General features: G+C 57.2%; 16 protein-coding genes and 5 tRNA genes. 16 read left to right on the plus strand and 5 right to left on the minus strand.

Annotation, left to right across the window (positions count from 1 at the left end; all coding sequences use genetic code 11):
• Positions 1-7: 7 nt before the first annotated feature.
• The 13 genes from recA (at position 8) to ACQUQP_RS04920 (ending at position 12,008) form a co-directional block, all read left to right on the plus strand.
• Positions 8-1,057, plus strand: coding sequence for a recombinase RecA (recA, locus tag ACQUQP_RS04860; protein ID WP_132290895.1), 1,050 nt, complete (start codon positions 8-10; stop codon positions 1,055-1,057).
• Between the two features lie 87 nt (positions 1,058-1,144).
• On the plus strand, positions 1,145-1,630 hold the full coding sequence (locus ACQUQP_RS04865) for a regulatory protein RecX (RefSeq protein WP_432697684.1): 486 nt from the start codon (positions 1,145-1,147) through the stop codon (positions 1,628-1,630).
• 246 nt (positions 1,631-1,876) lie between these two features.
• A complete protein-coding gene (gene alaS / locus ACQUQP_RS04870) occupies positions 1,877-4,474 on the plus strand; it encodes an alanine--tRNA ligase (RefSeq protein WP_432698675.1) in 2,598 nt (865 codons plus the stop codon).
• A 50-nt stretch (positions 4,475-4,524) separates the two neighbouring features.
• Positions 4,525-5,760, plus strand: a complete 1,236-nt coding sequence (locus tag ACQUQP_RS04875) for an aspartate kinase (RefSeq protein ID WP_432698676.1) — start codon at positions 4,525-4,527, stop codon at positions 5,758-5,760.
• A 155-nt stretch (positions 5,761-5,915) separates the two neighbouring features.
• Positions 5,916-6,104 carry a carbon storage regulator CsrA gene (gene csrA / locus ACQUQP_RS04880; RefSeq protein WP_432697685.1) on the plus strand — a complete coding sequence of 63 codons (189 nt, stop codon included), beginning with the start codon at positions 5,916-5,918 and terminating at the stop codon, positions 6,102-6,104.
• Between the two features lie 128 nt (positions 6,105-6,232).
• Positions 6,233-6,321, plus strand: a tRNA-Ser gene (locus ACQUQP_RS04885).
• Between the two features lie 4 nt (positions 6,322-6,325).
• A tRNA-Arg gene (locus ACQUQP_RS04890) sits at positions 6,326-6,402 on the plus strand.
• Between the two features lie 35 nt (positions 6,403-6,437).
• Positions 6,438-6,514 (plus strand) — tRNA-Arg (locus ACQUQP_RS04895).
• 30 nt (positions 6,515-6,544) lie between these two features.
• Positions 6,545-6,621: transfer RNA gene (locus tag ACQUQP_RS04900), tRNA-Arg, on the plus strand.
• A 26-nt stretch (positions 6,622-6,647) separates the two neighbouring features.
• Positions 6,648-8,123 (plus strand): tRNA uracil 4-sulfurtransferase ThiI, encoded by a 1,476-nt coding sequence (gene thiI, locus ACQUQP_RS04905; RefSeq protein WP_432697686.1) that lies wholly within the window; start codon positions 6,648-6,650, stop codon positions 8,121-8,123.
• A 474-nt stretch (positions 8,124-8,597) separates the two neighbouring features.
• Complete coding sequence (locus ACQUQP_RS04910) at positions 8,598-8,849, plus strand: OadG family protein (protein WP_432697687.1); 252 nt, start codon at positions 8,598-8,600, stop codon at positions 8,847-8,849.
• A 46-nt stretch (positions 8,850-8,895) separates the two neighbouring features.
• Positions 8,896-10,686, plus strand: a complete 1,791-nt coding sequence (gene oadA, locus ACQUQP_RS04915) for a sodium-extruding oxaloacetate decarboxylase subunit alpha (protein ID WP_432697688.1) — start codon at positions 8,896-8,898, stop codon at positions 10,684-10,686.
• Positions 10,687-10,706: 20 nt separating this feature from the next.
• Positions 10,707-12,008, plus strand: a complete 1,302-nt coding sequence (locus tag ACQUQP_RS04920; RefSeq protein WP_432697689.1) for a sodium ion-translocating decarboxylase subunit beta — start codon at positions 10,707-10,709, stop codon at positions 12,006-12,008.
• A 182-nt stretch (positions 12,009-12,190) separates the two neighbouring features.
• On the opposite strand, the gene ACQUQP_RS04925 is transcribed toward ACQUQP_RS04920, so the two are convergent.
• A complete protein-coding gene (locus tag ACQUQP_RS04925) occupies positions 12,191-13,111 on the minus strand; it encodes a histone deacetylase family protein (RefSeq protein WP_432697690.1) in 921 nt (306 codons plus the stop codon).
• A 323-nt stretch (positions 13,112-13,434) separates the two neighbouring features.
• Between ACQUQP_RS04925 and ACQUQP_RS04930 the strand changes: the two genes are divergently transcribed.
• Positions 13,435-15,045 carry a tetratricopeptide repeat protein gene (locus ACQUQP_RS04930; RefSeq protein ID WP_432697691.1) on the plus strand — a complete coding sequence of 537 codons (1,611 nt, stop codon included), beginning with the start codon at positions 13,435-13,437 and terminating at the stop codon, positions 15,043-15,045.
• Between the two features lie 58 nt (positions 15,046-15,103).
• Here the strand turns inward: ACQUQP_RS04930 and ACQUQP_RS04935 are convergent.
• The 4 genes from ACQUQP_RS04935 to flgA form a co-directional block, all read right to left on the minus strand.
• Positions 15,104-15,178: transfer RNA gene (locus ACQUQP_RS04935), tRNA-Arg, on the minus strand.
• Between the two features lie 35 nt (positions 15,179-15,213).
• The gene (locus ACQUQP_RS04940; RefSeq protein ID WP_432697692.1) at positions 15,214-15,702 is read right to left on the minus strand and encodes a flagella synthesis protein FlgN; all 489 of its coding nucleotides are present in this window, start codon (positions 15,700-15,702) and stop codon (positions 15,214-15,216) included.
• A 20-nt stretch (positions 15,703-15,722) separates the two neighbouring features.
• Positions 15,723-16,049, minus strand: coding sequence for a flagellar biosynthesis anti-sigma factor FlgM (gene flgM, locus ACQUQP_RS04945; RefSeq protein WP_432697693.1), 327 nt, complete (start codon positions 16,047-16,049; stop codon positions 15,723-15,725).
• 190 nt (positions 16,050-16,239) lie between these two features.
• Positions 16,240-17,019: a flagellar basal body P-ring formation chaperone FlgA gene (gene flgA, locus ACQUQP_RS04950; RefSeq protein WP_432697694.1), complete on the minus strand. Its 780-nt coding sequence runs from the start codon at positions 17,017-17,019 to the stop codon at positions 16,240-16,242.
• On the opposite strand from flgA, the gene ACQUQP_RS04955 reads away from it, so the two are divergent.
• Positions 17,018-17,956 carry a chemotaxis protein CheV gene (locus ACQUQP_RS04955; RefSeq protein WP_432697695.1) on the plus strand — a complete coding sequence of 313 codons (939 nt, stop codon included), beginning with the start codon at positions 17,018-17,020 and terminating at the stop codon, positions 17,954-17,956. The genes flgA and ACQUQP_RS04955 overlap by 2 nt on opposite strands.
• A gap of 14 nt (positions 17,957-17,970) precedes the next feature.
• Positions 17,971-18,810: a CheR family methyltransferase gene (locus ACQUQP_RS04960; protein ID WP_432697696.1), complete on the plus strand. Its 840-nt coding sequence runs from the start codon at positions 17,971-17,973 to the stop codon at positions 18,808-18,810.
• The last annotated feature ends 39 nt before the right edge of the window (positions 18,811-18,849 follow it).

An 18,849-nucleotide genomic window follows, 5' to 3' on the forward strand; every position in this document is an offset into this window, starting at 1 on the left:
TTGAGTGATGGACGATAACAGAAAGAAGGCGCTTGATGCGGCGCTATCGCAAATTGAACGTCAGTTCGGCAAGGGCGCGGTCATGCGCATGGGTGACCAGCCGCGTGAGGCGATTCCGGCTGTTTCGACCGGTTCGCTCGGCCTGGATATCGCTCTGGGTATAGGCGGTTTGCCCTATGGACGTATCGTTGAGATCTACGGTCCTGAATCCTCCGGTAAAACCACACTGACCCTGCAGGTGATTGCCCAGGCGCAGAAGCAGGGCAAAACCTGTGCATTCGTCGATGCCGAGCACGCGCTGGATCCGCAGTACGCTGAAAAGCTGGGCGTGAATGTGGACGAGCTGCTGGTCTCCCAGCCGGATACCGGTGAGCAGGCGCTGGAAATCACCGACATGCTGACCCGCTCCGGTGCGGTTGATGTGATCATCGTTGACTCCGTGGCAGCGCTGGTGCCGAAGGCGGAAATCGAAGGCGAGATGGGTGATTCCCACGTCGGTCTGCAGGCGCGTCTGATGTCTCAGGCTCTGCGTAAGCTGACCGGTAACGTCAAGCAGGCGAACTGCATGCTGGTGTTCATCAACCAGATCCGTATGAAGATCGGTGTCATGTTCGGTTCCCCGGAAACCACCACCGGTGGTAACGCGCTCAAGTTCTACGCTTCCGTACGTCTGGATATCCGTCGTACCGGTGCGGTCAAGCAGGGCGATGAGGTGGTCGGTAACGAAACCCGCGTCAAAGTGGTTAAGAACAAGGTTTCTCCGCCGTTCCGTCAGGCTGAATTCCAGATCATGTACGGCGCCGGTATCTACCATATGGGCGAAGTGATCGACCTGGGCGTGCAGCAGAAACTGATCGACAAGTCCGGCGCCTGGTACGCTTACCAGGGCAACAAGATCGGCCAGGGTAAGGCCAACGCGGCGCGTTACCTGGAGGAGCACCCGGAAGTGGCGGATGAGATCGAAACCGCTATCCGTGCCGAGCTGCTTAACGTGGCCAAGCCGAAAGAAGAAGCAGGCAAGGAAGACGCTGACAAGAACGCTGAACTTGAATTCTAATTGCCACTGAATTTAAGTGCTGCGCGTCTGTATAAAATGAAAAAGGCCCTTCGGGGCCTTTTCTGCGTTCTGGAGGTAGCGAGATCGATGTTTGGCCAGCGAAAAAGTAAAAACGATAACTTGATCGAAACCGAGTCGGGCCTGGTCGAGGCTGTTATCCAGTTGCTGGCGCGGCGTGAATACAGCCGTCATGAGCTTGAAAGCCGTTTTCGCAGTCGGGTTGTGGAAGAGGCTCTGCTGCAGAAAGTACTCGATCGAATGGCGGCGGATGGCTACCAGAGCGATCTGCGCTGCGCCGGTATGATCCTCCGCCAGCGTGTTGGCCAGGGCTATGGTGAACGCCGCGTCCGCTTTGATCTGCAGAATAAAGGGATCGCTTCAGCACTGGTCGAGCAGGTGCTGGAAGAGGAGGAGGTGGACTGGTTTGAACAGGCCCGAGAGCTGGCTGAACGCAAGTATGGAGGGCGCCCGGTGACTGATATGAAAGAGAAGGCGAAACGGGTGCGCCATCTTCAGGGGCGGGGATTCGGCTTTGACGAGATTCGATATGCGCTGGAAGTGAACGAAGACTGAACGTTTTTGGCGCTGAATGCCTTGAATATGCCGCTTTTCAGCCGCTAAAAGTATTCGAACAAAAAACAGACACGTTATATACTGTCCCGCCATTTTTTGCGGTGTTTGCACGCGCCAGGGCGCGAAAAAGCTAATCGAATTACCAGGCTGTGCACTGGTGTTTGAGTTCGGCAGCTGCGCCAGAGACATTCCCGCTGTTTACGCAGCAATAGGAAACTAGGAAAACGGTTTATTCAGATGAAATACATGACGAGTGCCGAAATTCGCCAGGCGTTCCTGAACTACTTTAACGAGCATGGGCATGAGGTTGTTCCCTCCAGTCCGCTGGTGCCCGGTAACGACGCGACCCTGCTGTTCACCAACGCGGGTATGGTTCAGTTCAAGGACGTCTTCCTGGGAACCGACAAGCGCTCCTACAGCCGTGCGACCACTTCGCAGCGTTGTGTCCGCGCCGGTGGCAAGCACAACGACCTGGAGAACGTCGGCTACACCGCCCGTCACCACACTTTCTTCGAAATGCTGGGTAACTTCAGCTTTGGTGACTACTTCAAGCGTGATGCGATCAAGTTTGCCTGGACCTTCCTGACCGAAGTGCTCGGTCTGCCGAAAGAGAAGCTCTGGGTCACCGTGCATTACACCGATGACGAAGCGGAAAAGATCTGGAAAGAGGAGATCGGCGCCGATCCCGAGCGTTTCTCCAAACTGGATGAAGACAACTTCTGGTCCATGGGCGATACCGGCCCCTGCGGCCCCTGCTCCGAGATCTTCTACGATCACGGCCCGGAAGTGGCTGGTGGTCCTCCGGGCAGCCCGGATGAAGACGGCGACCGCTACATCGAGATCTGGAACCTGGTCTTCATGCAGTTCAACCGCTCCGCCGATGGTGAGATGACGCCGCTGGCGGCGCCGTCCATCGACACCGGCATGGGGCTGGAGCGTATCGCTGCGGTGATGCAGCAGGTACACAGCAACTACGAGATCGACCTGTTCCAGAGCCTGCTCAAGGCCGCGGCCGAGGTGCTGGGGGTACAGGATCTCACTGCCAAGTCACTGCGCGTGATCGCGGACCATATCCGCTCCTGCGCCTTCCTGATCATCGATGGCGTACTGCCCTCCAACGAAGGCCGTGGCTACGTACTGCGTCGCATCCTGCGTCGTGCCGTGCGTCACGGTAACAAGCTGGGCGCCAAGGGCACCTTCTTCCACAAGCTGGTGGCTCCGCTGGTGGCCGAGATGGGTGAGGCCTATCCGGAGCTTAAAGAGCTGCAGGCGCAGGTTGAGCGCGTCATCCTGAAAGAGGAAGAACAGTTCGCCCGCACCCTGGATAACGGCCTGTCCCTGCTGGAGCAGGCGATTGCCGATCTGGATGGCAAGGTGCTGCCCGGTGAGACCGTGTTCCGTCTCTATGACACCTTCGGCTTCCCGGTTGATCTGACTGCCGATGTGGCCCGTGAACACGAAGTCACTCTGGATATGGATGGCTTCGAGTCCGAGATGGAAAAGCAGCGTGAAAGAGCGCGTGCATCCGGTCAGTTCTCCGTGGATTACAACGCCCGCATCGAGGTGGATGGCGAAACCCGTTTCACCGGTTACGAAGCCTTTGAAGACCGGACCAAGGTGGTTGGCCTGTTCCGTGACGGCCAGCCGGTTAACCAGCTGAGTGCCGGTGAGCGCGGCACCCTGGTGCTGGAAAACACCTCCTTCTACGCTGAGTCCGGTGGTCAGGTGGGCGACAGTGGTGTGATCCGCTGGGATCGTGGCCTGTTCAACGTGGCTGACTGCACCAAAGAAGGCAAGGTTCACCTGCATCACGGTGAAGTGGCAGAGGGCGTGCTTGAAGTCGGTGACAGCGTTGCTACCGAGATCGATGTGGAAAAACGCCGTGCGGCGGCGCTGAACCACTCTGCGACCCACCTGCTGCATGAAGCGCTGCGCCGTGTGCTCGGCAGCCATGTTCAGCAGAAAGGCTCACTGGTTGACGCCGAGCGTCTGCGTTTCGACTTCTCTCACTTCGAAGCGGTAACCGACGACGAACTGCAGCAGGTCGAGGATATCGTCAACGCCCAGGTGCGCGCCAATACGGCGGTAACCACAGAGGTGATGCCGATCGACGAAGCCAAGGCCAAGGGCGCCGCGGCGCTGTTCGGCGAGAAGTACGACGAAGTGGTTCGCGTGCTGAGCATGGGTGAAGAGGGCTTCTCCGTGGAGCTCTGCGGTGGTACTCACGCCAGCCGTACCGGCGACATCGCGATGATGAAGATTGTCTCCGAAAGCGGTATTGCTTCCGGCGTACGCCGTATCGAAGCGGTGACCGGCAAGGCGGCGCTGAACTGGTTCCGCGACACCGAAACGGTTGTAGGCAACCTGTCTTCCCTGGTCAAAGGTACCCGCGACACCGTGGTGGACAAAGTTCGTAATCTTAACGACCGTACCCGCCAGCTGGAAAAAGAGATCGAGCGACTCACCGCCAAACTGGCTGCTGCTGCCAGCGGTGACCTGCTCAACCAGGTGATCGAGGTTCAGGGTATCAAGGTGCTTGCGGCTAACCTGGAAGGTGTCGAGGCCAAATCCCTGCGTGACAGCATCGACCAGCTGAAGAACAAGCTGGGCAGTGGTGTCGTTGTCCTGATGACGGCCCAGGGGGACAAGGTCAGCGTGGCTGCCGGTGTCACCAAGGATCTGACCGGCAAGGTCAAGGCGGGTGACCTGGTGCGTGAGCTCGCTGCGAAACTCGGTGGCAAGGGCGGTGGCCGCCCGGATATGGCGCAGGGTGGTGGTACTGACAAGTCAGCCATGCCTGCCGCGCTGGAATCGGTGCCGGAGCTGGTAGCCCAGGCACTGTAAGTTGGCGATGGCGCCCCTGCGTGGGCGCCCCTATGGAACAGATAGAGAAGATGGCGTTATACGTTCAGAAATATGGCGGCACTTCGGTGGGTTCGGTAGAGCGTATCGAAGCGGTTGCGGAGAAGGTCAAAGGATTTCGTGAGCGCGGTGACGATATTGTCGTTGTCGTCTCTGCGATGAGTGGTGAAACCAACCGCCTGATCGGTCTGGCCAACGAGATCCAGGAGCGCCCGGACAAGCGCGAAATGGATGTGCTGGTCTCCACCGGTGAGCAGGTCACCATTGCGCTGTTGTCGATGGCGCTGAAAAAGCGGGGTGTTGATGCCCGCTCCTATACCGGTGACCAGGTGCGAATTCTTACCGACAGCGCCCATACCAAGGCGCGTATCCAGGATATCGAAACGCATCGCATGCGTGCCGATCTGGATGCCGGCCGGGTGGTGATTGTTGCCGGCTTCCAGGGGGTCGATGAAGAGGGCAATATCACGACCCTCGGACGCGGTGGCTCCGATACCACCGGTGTGGCTCTGGCAGCGGCGCTGAAGGCTGACGAATGTCAGATCTATACTGATGTAGACGGCGTATACACCACCGACCCCAGGGTTGTGGCGGGCGCCCAGCGTCTCGAGCGTATCACCTTTGAAGAGATGCTCGAGATGGCGAGCCTCGGCTCCAAGGTGTTGCAGATTCGGTCGGTAGAGTTTGCCGGCAAGTACAAGGTACCGCTTCGCGTGCTGTCCAGTTTTCAGGACGGCCCGGGCACGCTGATCACAATAGAGGATGAAGAGACTGTGGAAAAACCGGTTATTTCAGGCATAGCGTTCAACCGCGACGAAGCCAAGCTGACTGTGGTGGGTGTGCCCGATATTCCGGGTGTCGCATCCCGTATCCTTGGACCTATCAGCCGCGAGAATATCGAAGTTGATATGATCGTGCAGAACGTCGGTGCCGATCAGACCACCGACTTCACCTTTACCGTTCACCGTAACGATTACGAGCGCGCTCAGGCTATCCTCGAGCAGATCGTGACCGAGCTGGGTGCCCGCAGTTCTGCTGGCAACAGCAAGATCGCCAAGGTGTCTATCGTGGGCGTCGGAATGCGCTCCCATGCCGGTGTCGCCAGCAAGATGTTCGATGCCCTGGCGCAGGAAAACATCAATATTCAGATGATATCCACGTCCGAGATTAAGGTGTCGGTCGTGATCGCTGAGAAGTACATGGAGCTGGCGGTACGTGCTCTGCATACCGCATTTAACCTGGACAAGGCGGAAACCGTCTGCGAGTAAACGCGTGGCTGACCTTTGAGCTATAGTGCATATAAGCAAACGCTGAACTTCAAAAAGCTTGAAGACTCTGGCGTTTGTGCTTAAGTACAGAGTTGATGCAATGTGAATGTATCTAAAGGTCAGCACCCCCACAGGACGTAATAAGGAGATCCCCCATGCTGATTCTTACCCGCCGTGTTGGCGAAACCCTGATGGTCGGAGACGAGGTCACAGTGACCGTACTGGGCGTGAAAGGTAATCAGGTCCGTATCGGCGTCAATGCGCCGAAGAACGTCTCTGTTCACCGTGAGGAAATTTACCAGCGCATTCAGCGCGAAAAAGGTAACCAGGAAGAGCAGGACTGAGTTCAGATGGGTAGTTCGTCACGCTCTGGCAGAGGTCGGTTTGTGAGCGATTTTTACCCATCTGCGTTTTTTTTCAATTAGTGCTTTTCTTTTGAAAATCAGTCTTGTAGTATACGCGCCGTTGTCAAGGTGAGATGGCCGAGTGGCTGAAGGCGCACCCCTGCTAAGGGTGTATACCTCCTGGGTATCGAGGGTTCGAATCCCTCTCTCACCGCCATTTAGCGCCCGTAGCTCAGCTGGATAGAGTACCTGGCTACGAACCAGGCGGTCAGAGGTTCGAATCCTCTCGGGCGCGCCATTAAATGGACAACATGCGGTAAGGCTTTCAAGTGTGCGCCCGTAGCTCAGCTGGATAGAGTACCTGGCTACGAACCAGGCGGTCAGAGGTTCGAATCCTCTCGGGCGCGCCATCCTTTGATCGTTCATTCCGTTTCAGGCATGCGCCCGTAGCTCAGCTGGATAGAGTACCTGGCTACGAACCAGGCGGTCAGAGGTTCGAATCCTCTCGGGCGCGCCACTTCTAATTCCCCACATAACGCCCCCATGAAATTCATCATCAAGCTCTTCCCTGAGATTACCATCAAGAGCCGGCCTGTCCGTAAGCGCTTGATCGCTCGTTTGCAGAACAATATCCAGATCATACTCGGTCGTATTCACCCCGAGGTGAAGGTCAGCGGGTTCTGGGACAAGCTGGAGGTGGTTTACCAGGGTGATCTGGCCAGCATGCCGGAAAGTCTGCGTGACGACCTGGTGGACGGCCTGGCGCGGATCCCCGGTATTCATACCTTTCTCGAGGTGGAACAGCACCCGCTGGGTGATTTTCATCAGGTCTACGAGTTGACCCGTGCGGCCTACGAAGAGCGCCTCAAGGGCAAGACCTTCAAGGTGCGTGTACGTCGCACCGGCAATCATGAATTTACCTCCGTGGAGCTTGAGCGTTACGTGGGCGGCGGTCTGCGTCAGCATACCGAGGCTGCAGGCGTCGATGTGCGCAACCCGGAGGTCTGGGTTGACCTGGAGGTTCGCGACGAGCGTTTGTTTATCGTGACCCGTATACATCAGGGCCTCGGCGGTTATCCGCTGGGCACCCAGGAGCCGGTGTTGTCACTGATCTCCGGTGGCTTTGATTCTATCGTCGCCTCCTGGATGACCATGCGTCGCGGCTGTAAAACCCACTTCCTGTTTTTCAACCTGGGCGGTCATGCCCATGAGATCGGCGTAAAGCAGGTATCGCTTTACCTGTGGAAGCGTTACGGCTCCTCCGCGCGGGTCAAGTTCATCACCGTGCCGTTCGAGGAAGTGGTTGGTGAGATTCTGCAGAGTGTTGATCGCTCCCACATGGGTGTGGTGCTCAAGCGCATGATGATGCGTGCTGCCGACCGAGTGGCTGATCGCATGAAGGTGCAGGCGCTGGTGACCGGCGAGAGTATCGCCCAGGTTTCGAGTCAGACGCTGCCCAATCTCAATATCATCGACAATGTGGCCGAGCATCTGGTGATCCGTCCCCTGATCACCATGGATAAGCCGGATATCATCGAATACAGCCGTCAGATCGGCGCCTTCGAATTCGCCAGCGCGATGCCGGAGTTCTGTGGTGTGATCTCGGACAAGCCGACCACCGCCGCGCGCAAGGACAGGGTCGAACGAGAAGAATCCGCTTTCGACGATGAGGTGCTGGATCGGGCCGTCGAGGCAACCGAAGTCATCTCCATCGATGAGATTGTGGAAAACCAGAATATTAACTCCGAGATCCAGGCACTCACCCGTGTCGAGGCGAATCAGGTAATCATCGATATCCGCGCACCTCACGAAGAGGAGCGTAAGCCGCTGAACCTGCCCGGCTGCGAGATTCTGAAGATTCCGTTCTATAACCTGGAGCAGGGCGTGACTGCGCTCGATAGCGAGCGTGAGTACCTGCTGTACTGCGAGAAAGGGGTCATGAGCCAGATGCATGCCCAGCATCTGGTGGAAAAAGGTTATGCAAACATCGGTGTATACCGACCGGCCGCTCCCAAGTGAGCGGCTTTTTTTTGTCTGGAGCGCGGGTTTTAAGGTTGAGCAGCGACGCCGGCAAATAAATTGATGAGTCATCTTTCCGGTGTCGATTGCAGTCAGGGCCTGGAAAGCTGGTAAATCTTGTTTGTATGTCGCAGACTCCAATGAACAGAGCGCTTTGTCGCTTGACAGTTTTAGCCTTTATTCTGGATGATTTCGGGCGGCTGATAATCTTTCCCTGCCAAGGTGCAAAATCGTCTATTGCACTGATTGTCTTCGAATTTCTGTAAAAAAATTACATAACCTCTCCTATCTTGCTTTTACCCATAGAGTCTGGGATAGAATAGCTCGCTCGGTTACGTTGGTTTACTTCTGTTATAAGAAAAAACCGGCGACCGGTTCATCCGTCCATGTTGGCCATTGCACAATTGATGTGGTCGCGGCGGCCATAAGCCGCGCTGGGCGAAAGGGTTATGTAACGAACAGGAGCACCCATAGATGGATAATCTGTTATCGGAAGGTCTCGGCTTGATGGCCTTTGGTATGGGATTCGTCTTTGTCTTCCTGACGCTGCTGGTACTGACCACGGGCGTCATGTCGAAGCTGGTGATGAAGTACGCCCCTGCACCTGCCCCCAAGGCGGCGAGTGCGCGCAAGCCGGTTGTGGCTGCAGGGAGTGCGAACGCCACTGCCAAAAACGACGAACTGGTTGCCGTCATGACGGCCGCCATCAAAAAGCACCGCTCCTGAGCGGCGTATAAATAATCATAAACGAGATTGAGATAAGGCCAATCCCATGTCCGACGCAAAGAAAGCACTAGGCATTACCGACGTCGTACTTCGAGATGCGCATCAGTCCCTGTTTGCCACTCGTCTGCGACTGGATGACATGCTGCCGATCGCGGAGAAGCTCGATAAGGTCGGTTACTGGTCACTGGAAAGCTGGGGCGGAGCGACCTTCGATTCCTGCATTCGCTACCTTGGCGAAGACCCCTGGACCCGTATCCGTGAACTGAAGGCTGCGATGCCCAATACCCGTCAGCAGATGCTGCTGCGTGGCCAGAACCTGCTGGGCTATCGCCATTACGCCGACGATGTGGTCGAAAAGTTTGTTGAGCGCGCCGCTGAAAGCGGTATCGATGTGTTCCGGATTTTCGACGCGATGAACGACCCGCGTAACCTGGAAACCGCGATCAAGGCGGTCAAGGCAACCGGTAAGCATGCTCAGGGTACTATCTCTTATACCACCAGCCCCGTGCATACTGTCGAGAACTGGGTCGAGTACGCCAAAACGCTGGAAGAGCTGGGTGCGGACTCCATCGCCATCAAGGATATGTCAGGTATCCTGACGCCTTACGGTGCGTTTGATCTCGTTTCACGCCTCAAGGCGCAGACCGGCCTGGAAGTGCAGCTGCACGCCCACGCCACTGCTGGCCTGTCCGACATGACGATCCTCAAGGCGGTTGAAGCCGGTATCGATCGTGTCGACACTGCAATCTCCTCCATGTCCATGACCTATGGACACACCGCGACCGAATCCGTGGTTGCTGCACTGAAGGGTACCGACCGCGATACCGGTCTGGACCTGGTTCAGCTCGAAGAGATCGCCCATTACTTCCGTGAAGTGCGGAAGAAATATGCCAAGTTCGAAGGCTCGCTGCGCGGTACCGATTCGCGCATCCTGGTGGCTCAGGTGCCGGGCGGCATGCTGACCAACATGGAAAGCCAGCTGAAAGAGCAGGGCGCTGCGGATAAATTCGATGAAGTACTGGCGGAGATTCCGCGCGTACGTGAAGACCTGGGTTACATCCCGCTGGTTACTCCGACATCGCAGATCGTGGGCACCCAGTCTGTGATCAACGTGCTGATGGGCGAGCGTTACAAGACCATCTCCAAAGAGGTTCAGGGCATTCTGAAGGGCGAATACGGTGCTGCACCGGCGCCTTACAATGCCGAGCTTCAGGAGCGTGTACTGGCTGGCAGTGAGCCGATCACCTGCCGTCCGGCCGATATGCTTCAGCCCGAGATGGACAAGCTCAATGCCGAGCTGAAAGAGATCGCCGCTGAGAAGGGCATCAAGCTGGAGCAGGGCGGTCGCGAGATCGACGATGTCCTGACCTATGCGCTCTTCCCGCAGATTGGTCTGAAATTCCTGGAAAACCGCGGCAATCCCGACGCCTTTGAACCTGTACCGACGCTTGAGGACGCTAAAGCCATGTCAGCACCGAAAAAATCCGGACCGGAAGTCTACACCATCACTGTTAATGGCCAGAGCTACGTGGTTCAGGTCGCAGAAGGCGGTGATATCTCCAACGTGGCGCCGGCACCGGCTGCCCAGGCTGCGCCTGCCGCTGCTGCGCCGGCTGCTGGACCGGGTGAAGAAGTCCCCGCGCCGCTGGCCGGTAACATCTGGAAAGTCATGGTCAGCACCGGCCAGGCCGTACAGGAAGGTGACGTGCTGGTGATTCTCGAAGCGATGAAGATGGAAACCGAAGTGCGTGCTGCACGCGCGGGCAGCATCGTTTCCGTGGATGTTAAAGAGGGCGATGCCGTTCAGGTTGGTGATTCGCTGGTCACTCTGGCCTGAAGCCATAAAAGGTGTGAGTAATGGATAAACTACTCGATCTCTGGGTGGCATCGGGCATCTACAACATCGGCCCGGGTCAGGCGCTGATGATGGTGATCGGCCTGGGGCTGCTGTTTCTTGCGATCCGCAAGAATTTCGAGCCGCTGCTGCTGGTGCCAATCGGTTTCGGCGGTATTCTCGCTAACATCCCGGAAGCCGGTCTGGCTTTCTCCGCGGTGGAGAACGCGATCCACTTTGCCAAGCCGGAAGTGCTGGCGGGCCTGGCCGGTGCCTTGGGTGTCGACTCAGTTGACCCCTATGCTGTATTGGAAGCCTATAAAGGGGCTTCCCACTCGGCCCACACGGCGGCTACCGATGTGGCACTGGATGCCGGCTACAGCAACGGGATGCTGTATAACTTCTACAGTGTGGCTATTGCCTCCGGTGCTGCGCCGCTGATCATCTTCATGGGTGTTGGCGCCATGACCGATTTCGGTCCGCTGCTGGCCAACCCGAAGACGCTGTTCCTCGGTGCCGCTGCCCAGTTCGGTATCTTCGCGACCGTGCTGGGTGCTGTAGGTCTGAGCATGACCGGTGTGATGGACTTCTCCATTCAGGATGCTGCGGCTATCGGTATCATCGGTGGTGCTGACGGCCCGACGGCAATTTATGTGGCCAGTCTGCTGGCTCCGCACCTGCTGGGTGCCATCGCTGTTGCCGCATACTCCTACATGGCGCTGGTGCCGTTGATTCAGCCGCCGATCATGCGCGCGCTGACCACCGAGTCCGAGCGCAAGATCAAGATGCATCAGCTGCGTCACGTATCCAAAACCGAAAAGGTTCTGTTCCCGATTCTGCTGCTGATCCTGGTGGCACTGCTGCTGCCGGATGCGGCGCCGCTGTTGGGTATGTTCTGCTTCGGTAACCTGATGCGTGAGTGTGGTGTGGTGGATCGTCTGAGCGATACCGCCCAGAATGCACTGATCAACATCGTGACCATCTTCCTGGGTCTGTCCGTGGGTTCCAAGCTGAGCGCCGACAAGTTCCTGGATCTGGAAACCCTTGGCATCCTGGTTCTTGGTGTCATCGCTTTCGGTATAGGTACTGCCTGCGGTGTCTTGATGGCCAAGCTGATGAACAAGATGCAGGGCGGTGACGCGATCAACCCGCTGATCGGTTCTGCAGGTGTATCTGCTGTGCCGATGGCTGCCCGCGTATCCAACAAGCTCGGTCTCGAAGCCAACCCGCAGAACTTCCTGCTGATGCACGCCATGGGTCCGAACGTGGCCGGCGTTATTGGCTCGGCGGTAGCGGCCGGTGTCATGATCAAGTTCGTCGGCTAACTTGTTAGCAATGACGTAATAGAAAAGGGCTGCCATCTGGCAGCCCTTTTGCGTTCTATCCCGTGACTCATCGACACGGGTTCGATAGCTTTTTGTGGGGGCGACGCCCCGTCGCGATCGGTCACAACCGTTTGAGAACCGCAGTGCCAGGCTCAATCGGCGCGAGGTTTTTGCTCAGCACCTCAGGCTGAAAGCGCTTCCAGATGTGCCAGCACACTGAAGGCCAGGGCGACCGGGTTGTAACCGCCTTCAAGCACCGATACCAGGCGGTCGCCGGCATGCTTGTTGGCTACAGCCATCAGTTGCTCGGTAACCCAGCGGTAGTCTTCCTCTTCCAGGTTCAGATCCGCCATCGGGTCCTCTTTGTGGGCGTCAAACCCCGCCGAGATGAACAGCATGTCCGGCTTGTGTGCATCCAGTGCGGGCAGCCAGCGCGACTCTATCGCTTCGCGCCACTCGCTGGCGGGACTGAATGCTGCCAGTGGGCAGTTGACGATGTTGGGGCGGTCTATTTCGCTGTAACGCTCGGGATAGAAGGGGTGCTGGAAGGTGGAGCAGACCAGCACCTCTGGACGCTCCTTGAAGATATCTACGGTGCCGTTGCCGTGATGCACGTCGAAATCCAGGATAGCGACCCGTTCTATCCCCTCCTGGGCGAGGGCGTGAGCGGCTGCCACGGCAACATTGTTGTAGAAGCAGAAGCCCATGGCCGCTTTGAATTCTGCATGGTGGCCCGGCGGGCGGGTGCCGACAAACGCGTTTTTGACCTTGCCGCTTAACACCTGCTCGGTGGCGAGAACGGCGCCACCGGCTGACAGGCTGGCAGCGTGCAGGGAGTCAGGGCACAGTGCCGTGTCCTCGTCGGTGTAGACAACGCCTTCTATCGGCAGCTTCATCTCCAGCCGGGTTTGATGCAGCTCGCTATGGACACGCTTGATCTGCTCGGGCGTCACGTGCCGGGCTTCAAGAGGCAGCAGCTGCTCGATCAGGCCTGTGCGTTCCAGTACGCGCTGGATAGCGTGCAGACGAATAGGGCTTTCCGGATGCTCTGGCCCCATGTTGTGGAGGCTGCAGTCCGGATGGGTTATGTAGGCTGTTGTCATTATTTGTCCGTTTGTCCCATCTGTTTTTATTTTATTACAAAAGCCCGCCGCTGCATTTAAGGCGAAGGTCTTACGGCTAGTGTCTGCGGCGACCCATTGACGCAGGTCATAACGCTCCGCAGGCGGGAGGAGTAGTCTGTACCTACAGCATAGAACTGTCTTTAGGCACCGCATGTTTTCACCCTACATCGGTGCCTTTTCTTTTTCTGCTCCCGCCGTTGTTTCGTCGTCGCTTCAAGTCTCTGTATACTGGCGTTTGAATTCCCGTCATTTGGATCAGCAACCGGTGCGTGCCGGTTTCAGCAGGGTGAGCGAAAAGTTAAGTGGCTCCGCCGAAAATCGATTATTCCGATAAGAGTGTGCTGCTTGTCGATAGTAGCGGCAACATGCGCTCGACCATCTTTTACATGCTGCGAGAGCTGGGTGTCCAGAACCTGAGGGCAAGCTCGGTTAACGATCATGTGCTGGACCTGATCCGTGACGAAGCGTTCGATATTATTCTGCTGGGCCATAACAGCAGCGATGCTGTAAGCGGTGCCCAGATTCTTGAAGAGGCGCGTTATCGCGGTTTTATCCGACCCACGGCAGGGTGGATATTCATGACCTCCGATGCGTCTCAGGAGTTGGTGCTGCACGCTATCGACAGTCGCCCCGACTTTCTCCTGACGCGACCTTTCTCCATTGAAGAACTCAAGCAGCGCCTGGATCAGCTGATAATTCGCAAGCGCTCGCTCTATCCCATGGAGCAAGCGATTGAGATCGGTGACCTGGAATCTGCTGTTGAGGCCTGTAAGAAGATCTCCCGTTCGGATCCCTGCTTTGATCAGGCGATAAGGTTGCGTGGCCGTTGCCTGATAAACCTGGGTAAAGCGGGTCAGGCTTACGAGGAGCTGGAGCGGCAATACTGGAAAGACAAGGACAAGGATACCGGTCTGCTGATGGCCGAGGCTTTGCTGCGGCTGGGGCGCCTTGAAGAGTCGAAAGAGCTGCTGACTGGGCTGATAGAATCCCACCCGCTGCTGATCGCCGCCTATGACCTGCTGGCAAGGGTACACGAGCTCAATGGCCTGCTTCACGATGCCCGTGAAACACTGAAAGAGGCGACCCGGAAAGCACCGTTGGGAGTGCCGCGGCAGATGGAGCTGGGGCGTGTGGCGACCCAGTCACAGGCCCTGGATGTTGCCGAGGGGGCTTATCGGCGTTCCATCGTGCTTGGGCGGAATAGCTGTTTTCGTTCACCGGAGCCCTACCTTCGTCTGGCCAACGTGCGTCGGCTGGAGATGAAAGATGCCGATCCGCGCCGGGCGACCGATCTGCGCAATGAGTTTGAGACGCTGCTGAATAACGCCGAATATAACTTTCCGAAGGAGCCTGCGCTAAAGGTCAGGTCCGCGCTGCTCCGCGGCAAGCTGGCCCGGGATCAGGGCGACGAGGAGGAGGCGGGTCGCCTGCAGCGGGAGGCGGACAGTCGTAACAGGGCGCTGGAGATTCCCCTGGACCTGGAGCGGGAAGAGTTGCTGCTTAGCGGTGACAGGGTGCCGATGCTGGAGCCCGAAACCCTTGTTGAGCCAGCAGCTGAAACCGCTGGCACGCGCAGAGACTCTGAGATGGCTGCCAAGGTTAACCGACTGGGGGTCAAGCATTACATGGCCGGCAAGCTGTCTCAGGCGATCCGCTATTTTGGTCTGGCTATCGAGTACGACCCGCGTTATCCCGCTGCGCTGCTGAACCTGGCGCAGCTTTACCTGGAATCGGCGCGGGATACGAGCCAGCGGCGTGCAGAGCGTCTGAAAATGGTCGATCGCTATCTACGTCTTGCACAACAACTGCCACTGGATACCGCTGCACAGGAGCGTCTGGATCAGTTCGGACTGTTGCGTCAACAGCCGGTAGAGAGTCTGCCGCCAGGTTCGCTTGGTGTATTGCTGCGCTAAGCGCCGTCGATGCCGTGTGGCCGGAAGGGCGGGGAAGGTATAAAAAACGAGAGGAATGTGGTCTCCCCACAGGGATTCGAACCCCGATCTAACCCTTAGGAGGGGTTTGTTCTATCCATTGAACTATGGGGAGACGGCGCGCATTGTAGCGACAAAGCGGTGCTGAGGCTAGGCTTTGCCGATGCGGCTTTGGGTGCTGAAATTGTTGCGAGAACCGGAGCGGCCATAAAGCTCGCTTTTTTGATTCTTGCCCTGAAGCAGGTTTAGCAGGCGCGCGGTATTTTCCTGGCCGCGATGAACCAGCTGCTGATTGATCTGGCTTTCCCGCTGCGAGGCTTCCAGGAGAGTGCTTAGTTCATTCCAGGCCTGAGACAGCGGCGTGGCCGCTTCGGCGGGGAGCGCGGCGATAAATGCGTCCCAGCCCTCTGCGGATAACTCGATACCGGCCGACGTCATCAGCTCGTGCCGTGTATTGAAGTTGTCCTTGATTCTGCCGAGCAGCTCCGCCTTGCGCTCGGTGCAGTGCTCGATCCCTTCCAGATCGCGCTTTTCCAGCGCCCGGCGCTCATCGGCTATCAGTGTGTTTAGCTCACGCAGAAGCTCCACGCCCTGGTTTATCAGGGGGTAGAGTTCTTCGGATAGTTGCGGATTTGGCATCGGTCGTTGCTTGCTTAGGCTCAGCGGAACAGGTCTTCGAACGCCAGCATCCGGTCAGCAACCCGCTCGGCGTTCACTTTGTACTCGCCACTGTCGATCGCGGCCTTGAGTTCTGCAACCCGGTCGCTGTTGACCTCGGGCTCTGATTTCAGCTCTTTGGCAACGTTTTGAGCTGCCAGTGCTGCTTCACTGATTTTTACAGTGTCTACCGGAGCCTGATTAACCGATGGCTGAGCACCGCCAGACCCACCGGCTTTACCGGTAGTGCTCTGCTGCTCATTGTTGACCTTATTGCCGCGTCCGCCGCTGTTTGGCGTGGAGGACGGACCTATTAGATCGATTGCCATTTTACGTACCTCTTATCTGTTACAGCTAAGGGTATCGGTTAGCCGGCCGGAAACTTTAGGCAAATTCTAAAAAAAACTGACAAAATTCCTCAGGTACCGAAAAGTCGACTTTCAGATACCTGAGATGATCAGTATAAACCCCGCCAGCAACCGGGCCAACCAGGCAGGCTGACCACGTTGCCAAGGCGAATCATTCCATGCTGACGGTGCCGGGGGCGGTGACCCTGCCACGCAGTTCGCGGCCAGAGCGGAGATTCCTGACGTCGATCTGCTCATTCAGGTGACCATCCTCCAGTGCGATTCCCTTGGTCCGGATAATCAGACCTCCCTTTTGCACCACCAGGTTGACCTGGTCACCGCGCTTTACCGCCAGTGTGGCTTCCAGTGCTCTTGGCGAGATGACCTCGGCGTTATCGATGGGCGTTCTTGCCGTTTGTCCGGCGACATCCTGGAGTCGGGTGAAGTAATCGCCCCTGAGTCTTGTGACATCACGCTCTGACAATGTCAGTGCCGATGCCTGAATAGTGCTGTTTCTCGGGATCGGGCGGCGGGCCGTCACCACATCGATAAATTGCTGCACCCGTGCGGTGACAAACAGGCTCCACTGCCGGGGGGATTGGCAGCTGACCTTGGCGGTGACGCGTTCGCCGCTGGCGAACGGAAGTTCGACATTGAGCGGATGATTGCAGGGGGTCAAAGAAAGGGTGCGGTTAATGGGGTTTACTGTTACGTTTAAGCGACTATCTGGTAGTCTTGCGCGGTAAATCTCCCCGATTGTCGACCTGACCTGAGCCTCTATGTCAGAGTTGGTATCGCTGGACGCGAAAGAAGATCGCGGGAGAAAAAACACAAAGGTGGCGATGAGCACACCAAATAGTATTAAATTGCGGAAGTTCACGCCTGAGTCCTGAGAATACAGGGCTTTACGATAGGGCATTACTACGCTGGCCTTGGGGTTTGGAACGATCATGTCAGGTATCTTGGATAGTGTAAACCTACGTACTCAGATGGTGGGGCAGAACCGTCTTGAGCTGCTTTTGTTCGGTCTGGAAACCTCGCAGAAATACGGCATCAACGTGTTCAAAGTACGTGAGGTGCTGCAGTGCCCCGAGTTGACCGAGGTGCCCCGGCAGACCACGGCGATCAAGGGTATGGCACACATTCGCGGTGAAACCATCCCGGTGCTGGACCTGTCTGCAGCGATCGGCCGAAGGGCGATCCCGGAAGAGGACCAGCTGAAGTGCTTTCTGATTGTAGCTGAGTATAACCGCCGCACCCTCGCGTTTCTGGTGCGCAAGGTGGACCGCATCTTCAACACTCAGTGGGATCAGATTATGCCGCCTCCGGCCGAAATCGGCTCGGAAAACTATCTCACCGCGGTATTTGAGCATGAAGGTCGCCTGATCGAGATTCTCGATGTGGAGCAGATTCTCGCCGATCTCTATCCGATGCCCACCGAGGTCAGTGAAGAGGTTGCCAGCAGTCAGGTGCGTCAGCAGGCGATCGATTACCACGTATTGATCGTCGATGATTCCGCCGTGGCCCGAAACCAGATGCAGCGTTCACTTGAAAGCCTGGGGCTGAAAGTTACCGCCGCCAACAACGGCAAGCAGGCCTGGGAGCTGCTGCGGGACATGGCCGACAAGGGGATCGATGTCGAAAAGTCGTTCCTGATGGTGATCTCCGATATCGAAATGCCGGAGATGGATGGCTACACACTGACGGCAATGATCAGGGAAGATACCCGTATGCAGCGCATGCACGTGGTTCTGCACACCTCGCTCAGCGGCGGCTTCAACGTGTCGATGGTGAAGAAGGTCGGTGCCGATGGCTTTCTGGCCAAATTCAACCCCAATGAGCTGGCATCGGTTGTGGTCAACCGTATCAACCAGATCCGTGAAAACTGACGGCGGGTTTATCGGTGAGGCAGGGATTCGAGATTACCGCCGAGGATTTCCGGCAATTCAGCGCTTTTCTGGAGCAAAGCTGCGGCATTCTGCTGGCAGAGCACAAACAGTACCTGGTGCAGAGTCGTCTCGGCAAAATCGTGCGCGAGCAGGGCTGCGCATCGCTCAAGGAGTTGGTTAACCAGCTAAGCCGCCCTGGCGGCAAAGCGTTGAAAGAGAGCGTCATCGACGCGATGACCACCAACGAAACACTCTGGTTTCGGGATATTCACCCCTACGAAATTCTTGCCAAGCGGCTATTGCCGGAGATCGGGGCAGAGCGCAAGTTCCAGAAACTGAGAATCTGGTCCGCCGCCTGCTCCAGCGGACAGGAACCCTACTCGATCAGTATGGTGATCGATGAGTTCAAACGCTCTAATCCTGGCCTGTTCAGTGCCGGTGAGGAGATACTCGCCACCGATATTTCCACCCAGATTCTGCAGCAGGCGCAGAAAGGTGAATACGAGATGCTGGCGCTCAGCCGGGGCCTCTCTCAGGATCGGTTGAAGAAGTACTTCAACGCCACCTCGGAGGGCGCCTGGCAGGTACAGCCCGGCATCAAATCACGCGTACGTTTTCAAAGCCTCAACCTGCTCGGTCAGTATGGCGCCCTGGGACAGTTCGACATCATTTTCTGCCGTAACGTACTGATCTACTTCTCCTCCGACGTGAAACTGGAGATCCTGCGCAAGATGCGTCGTCAGCTTCGTCCCGGCGGTTATCTGCTGCTGGGGGCGTCAGAGTCCCTGTCAGGGCTCTCCGATATCTACAAGATGATTCACTGTCGCCCCGGTATTATCTACCAGGCGATCTGATACCTGCTCCCGCTGGCGGCAAAGGCGGCAGTCCTTGCC

This window comes from Marinobacterium sp. YM272, from assembly GCF_050908845.1.
Classification (GTDB): domain Bacteria; phylum Pseudomonadota; class Gammaproteobacteria; order Pseudomonadales; family Balneatricaceae; genus Marinobacterium_D.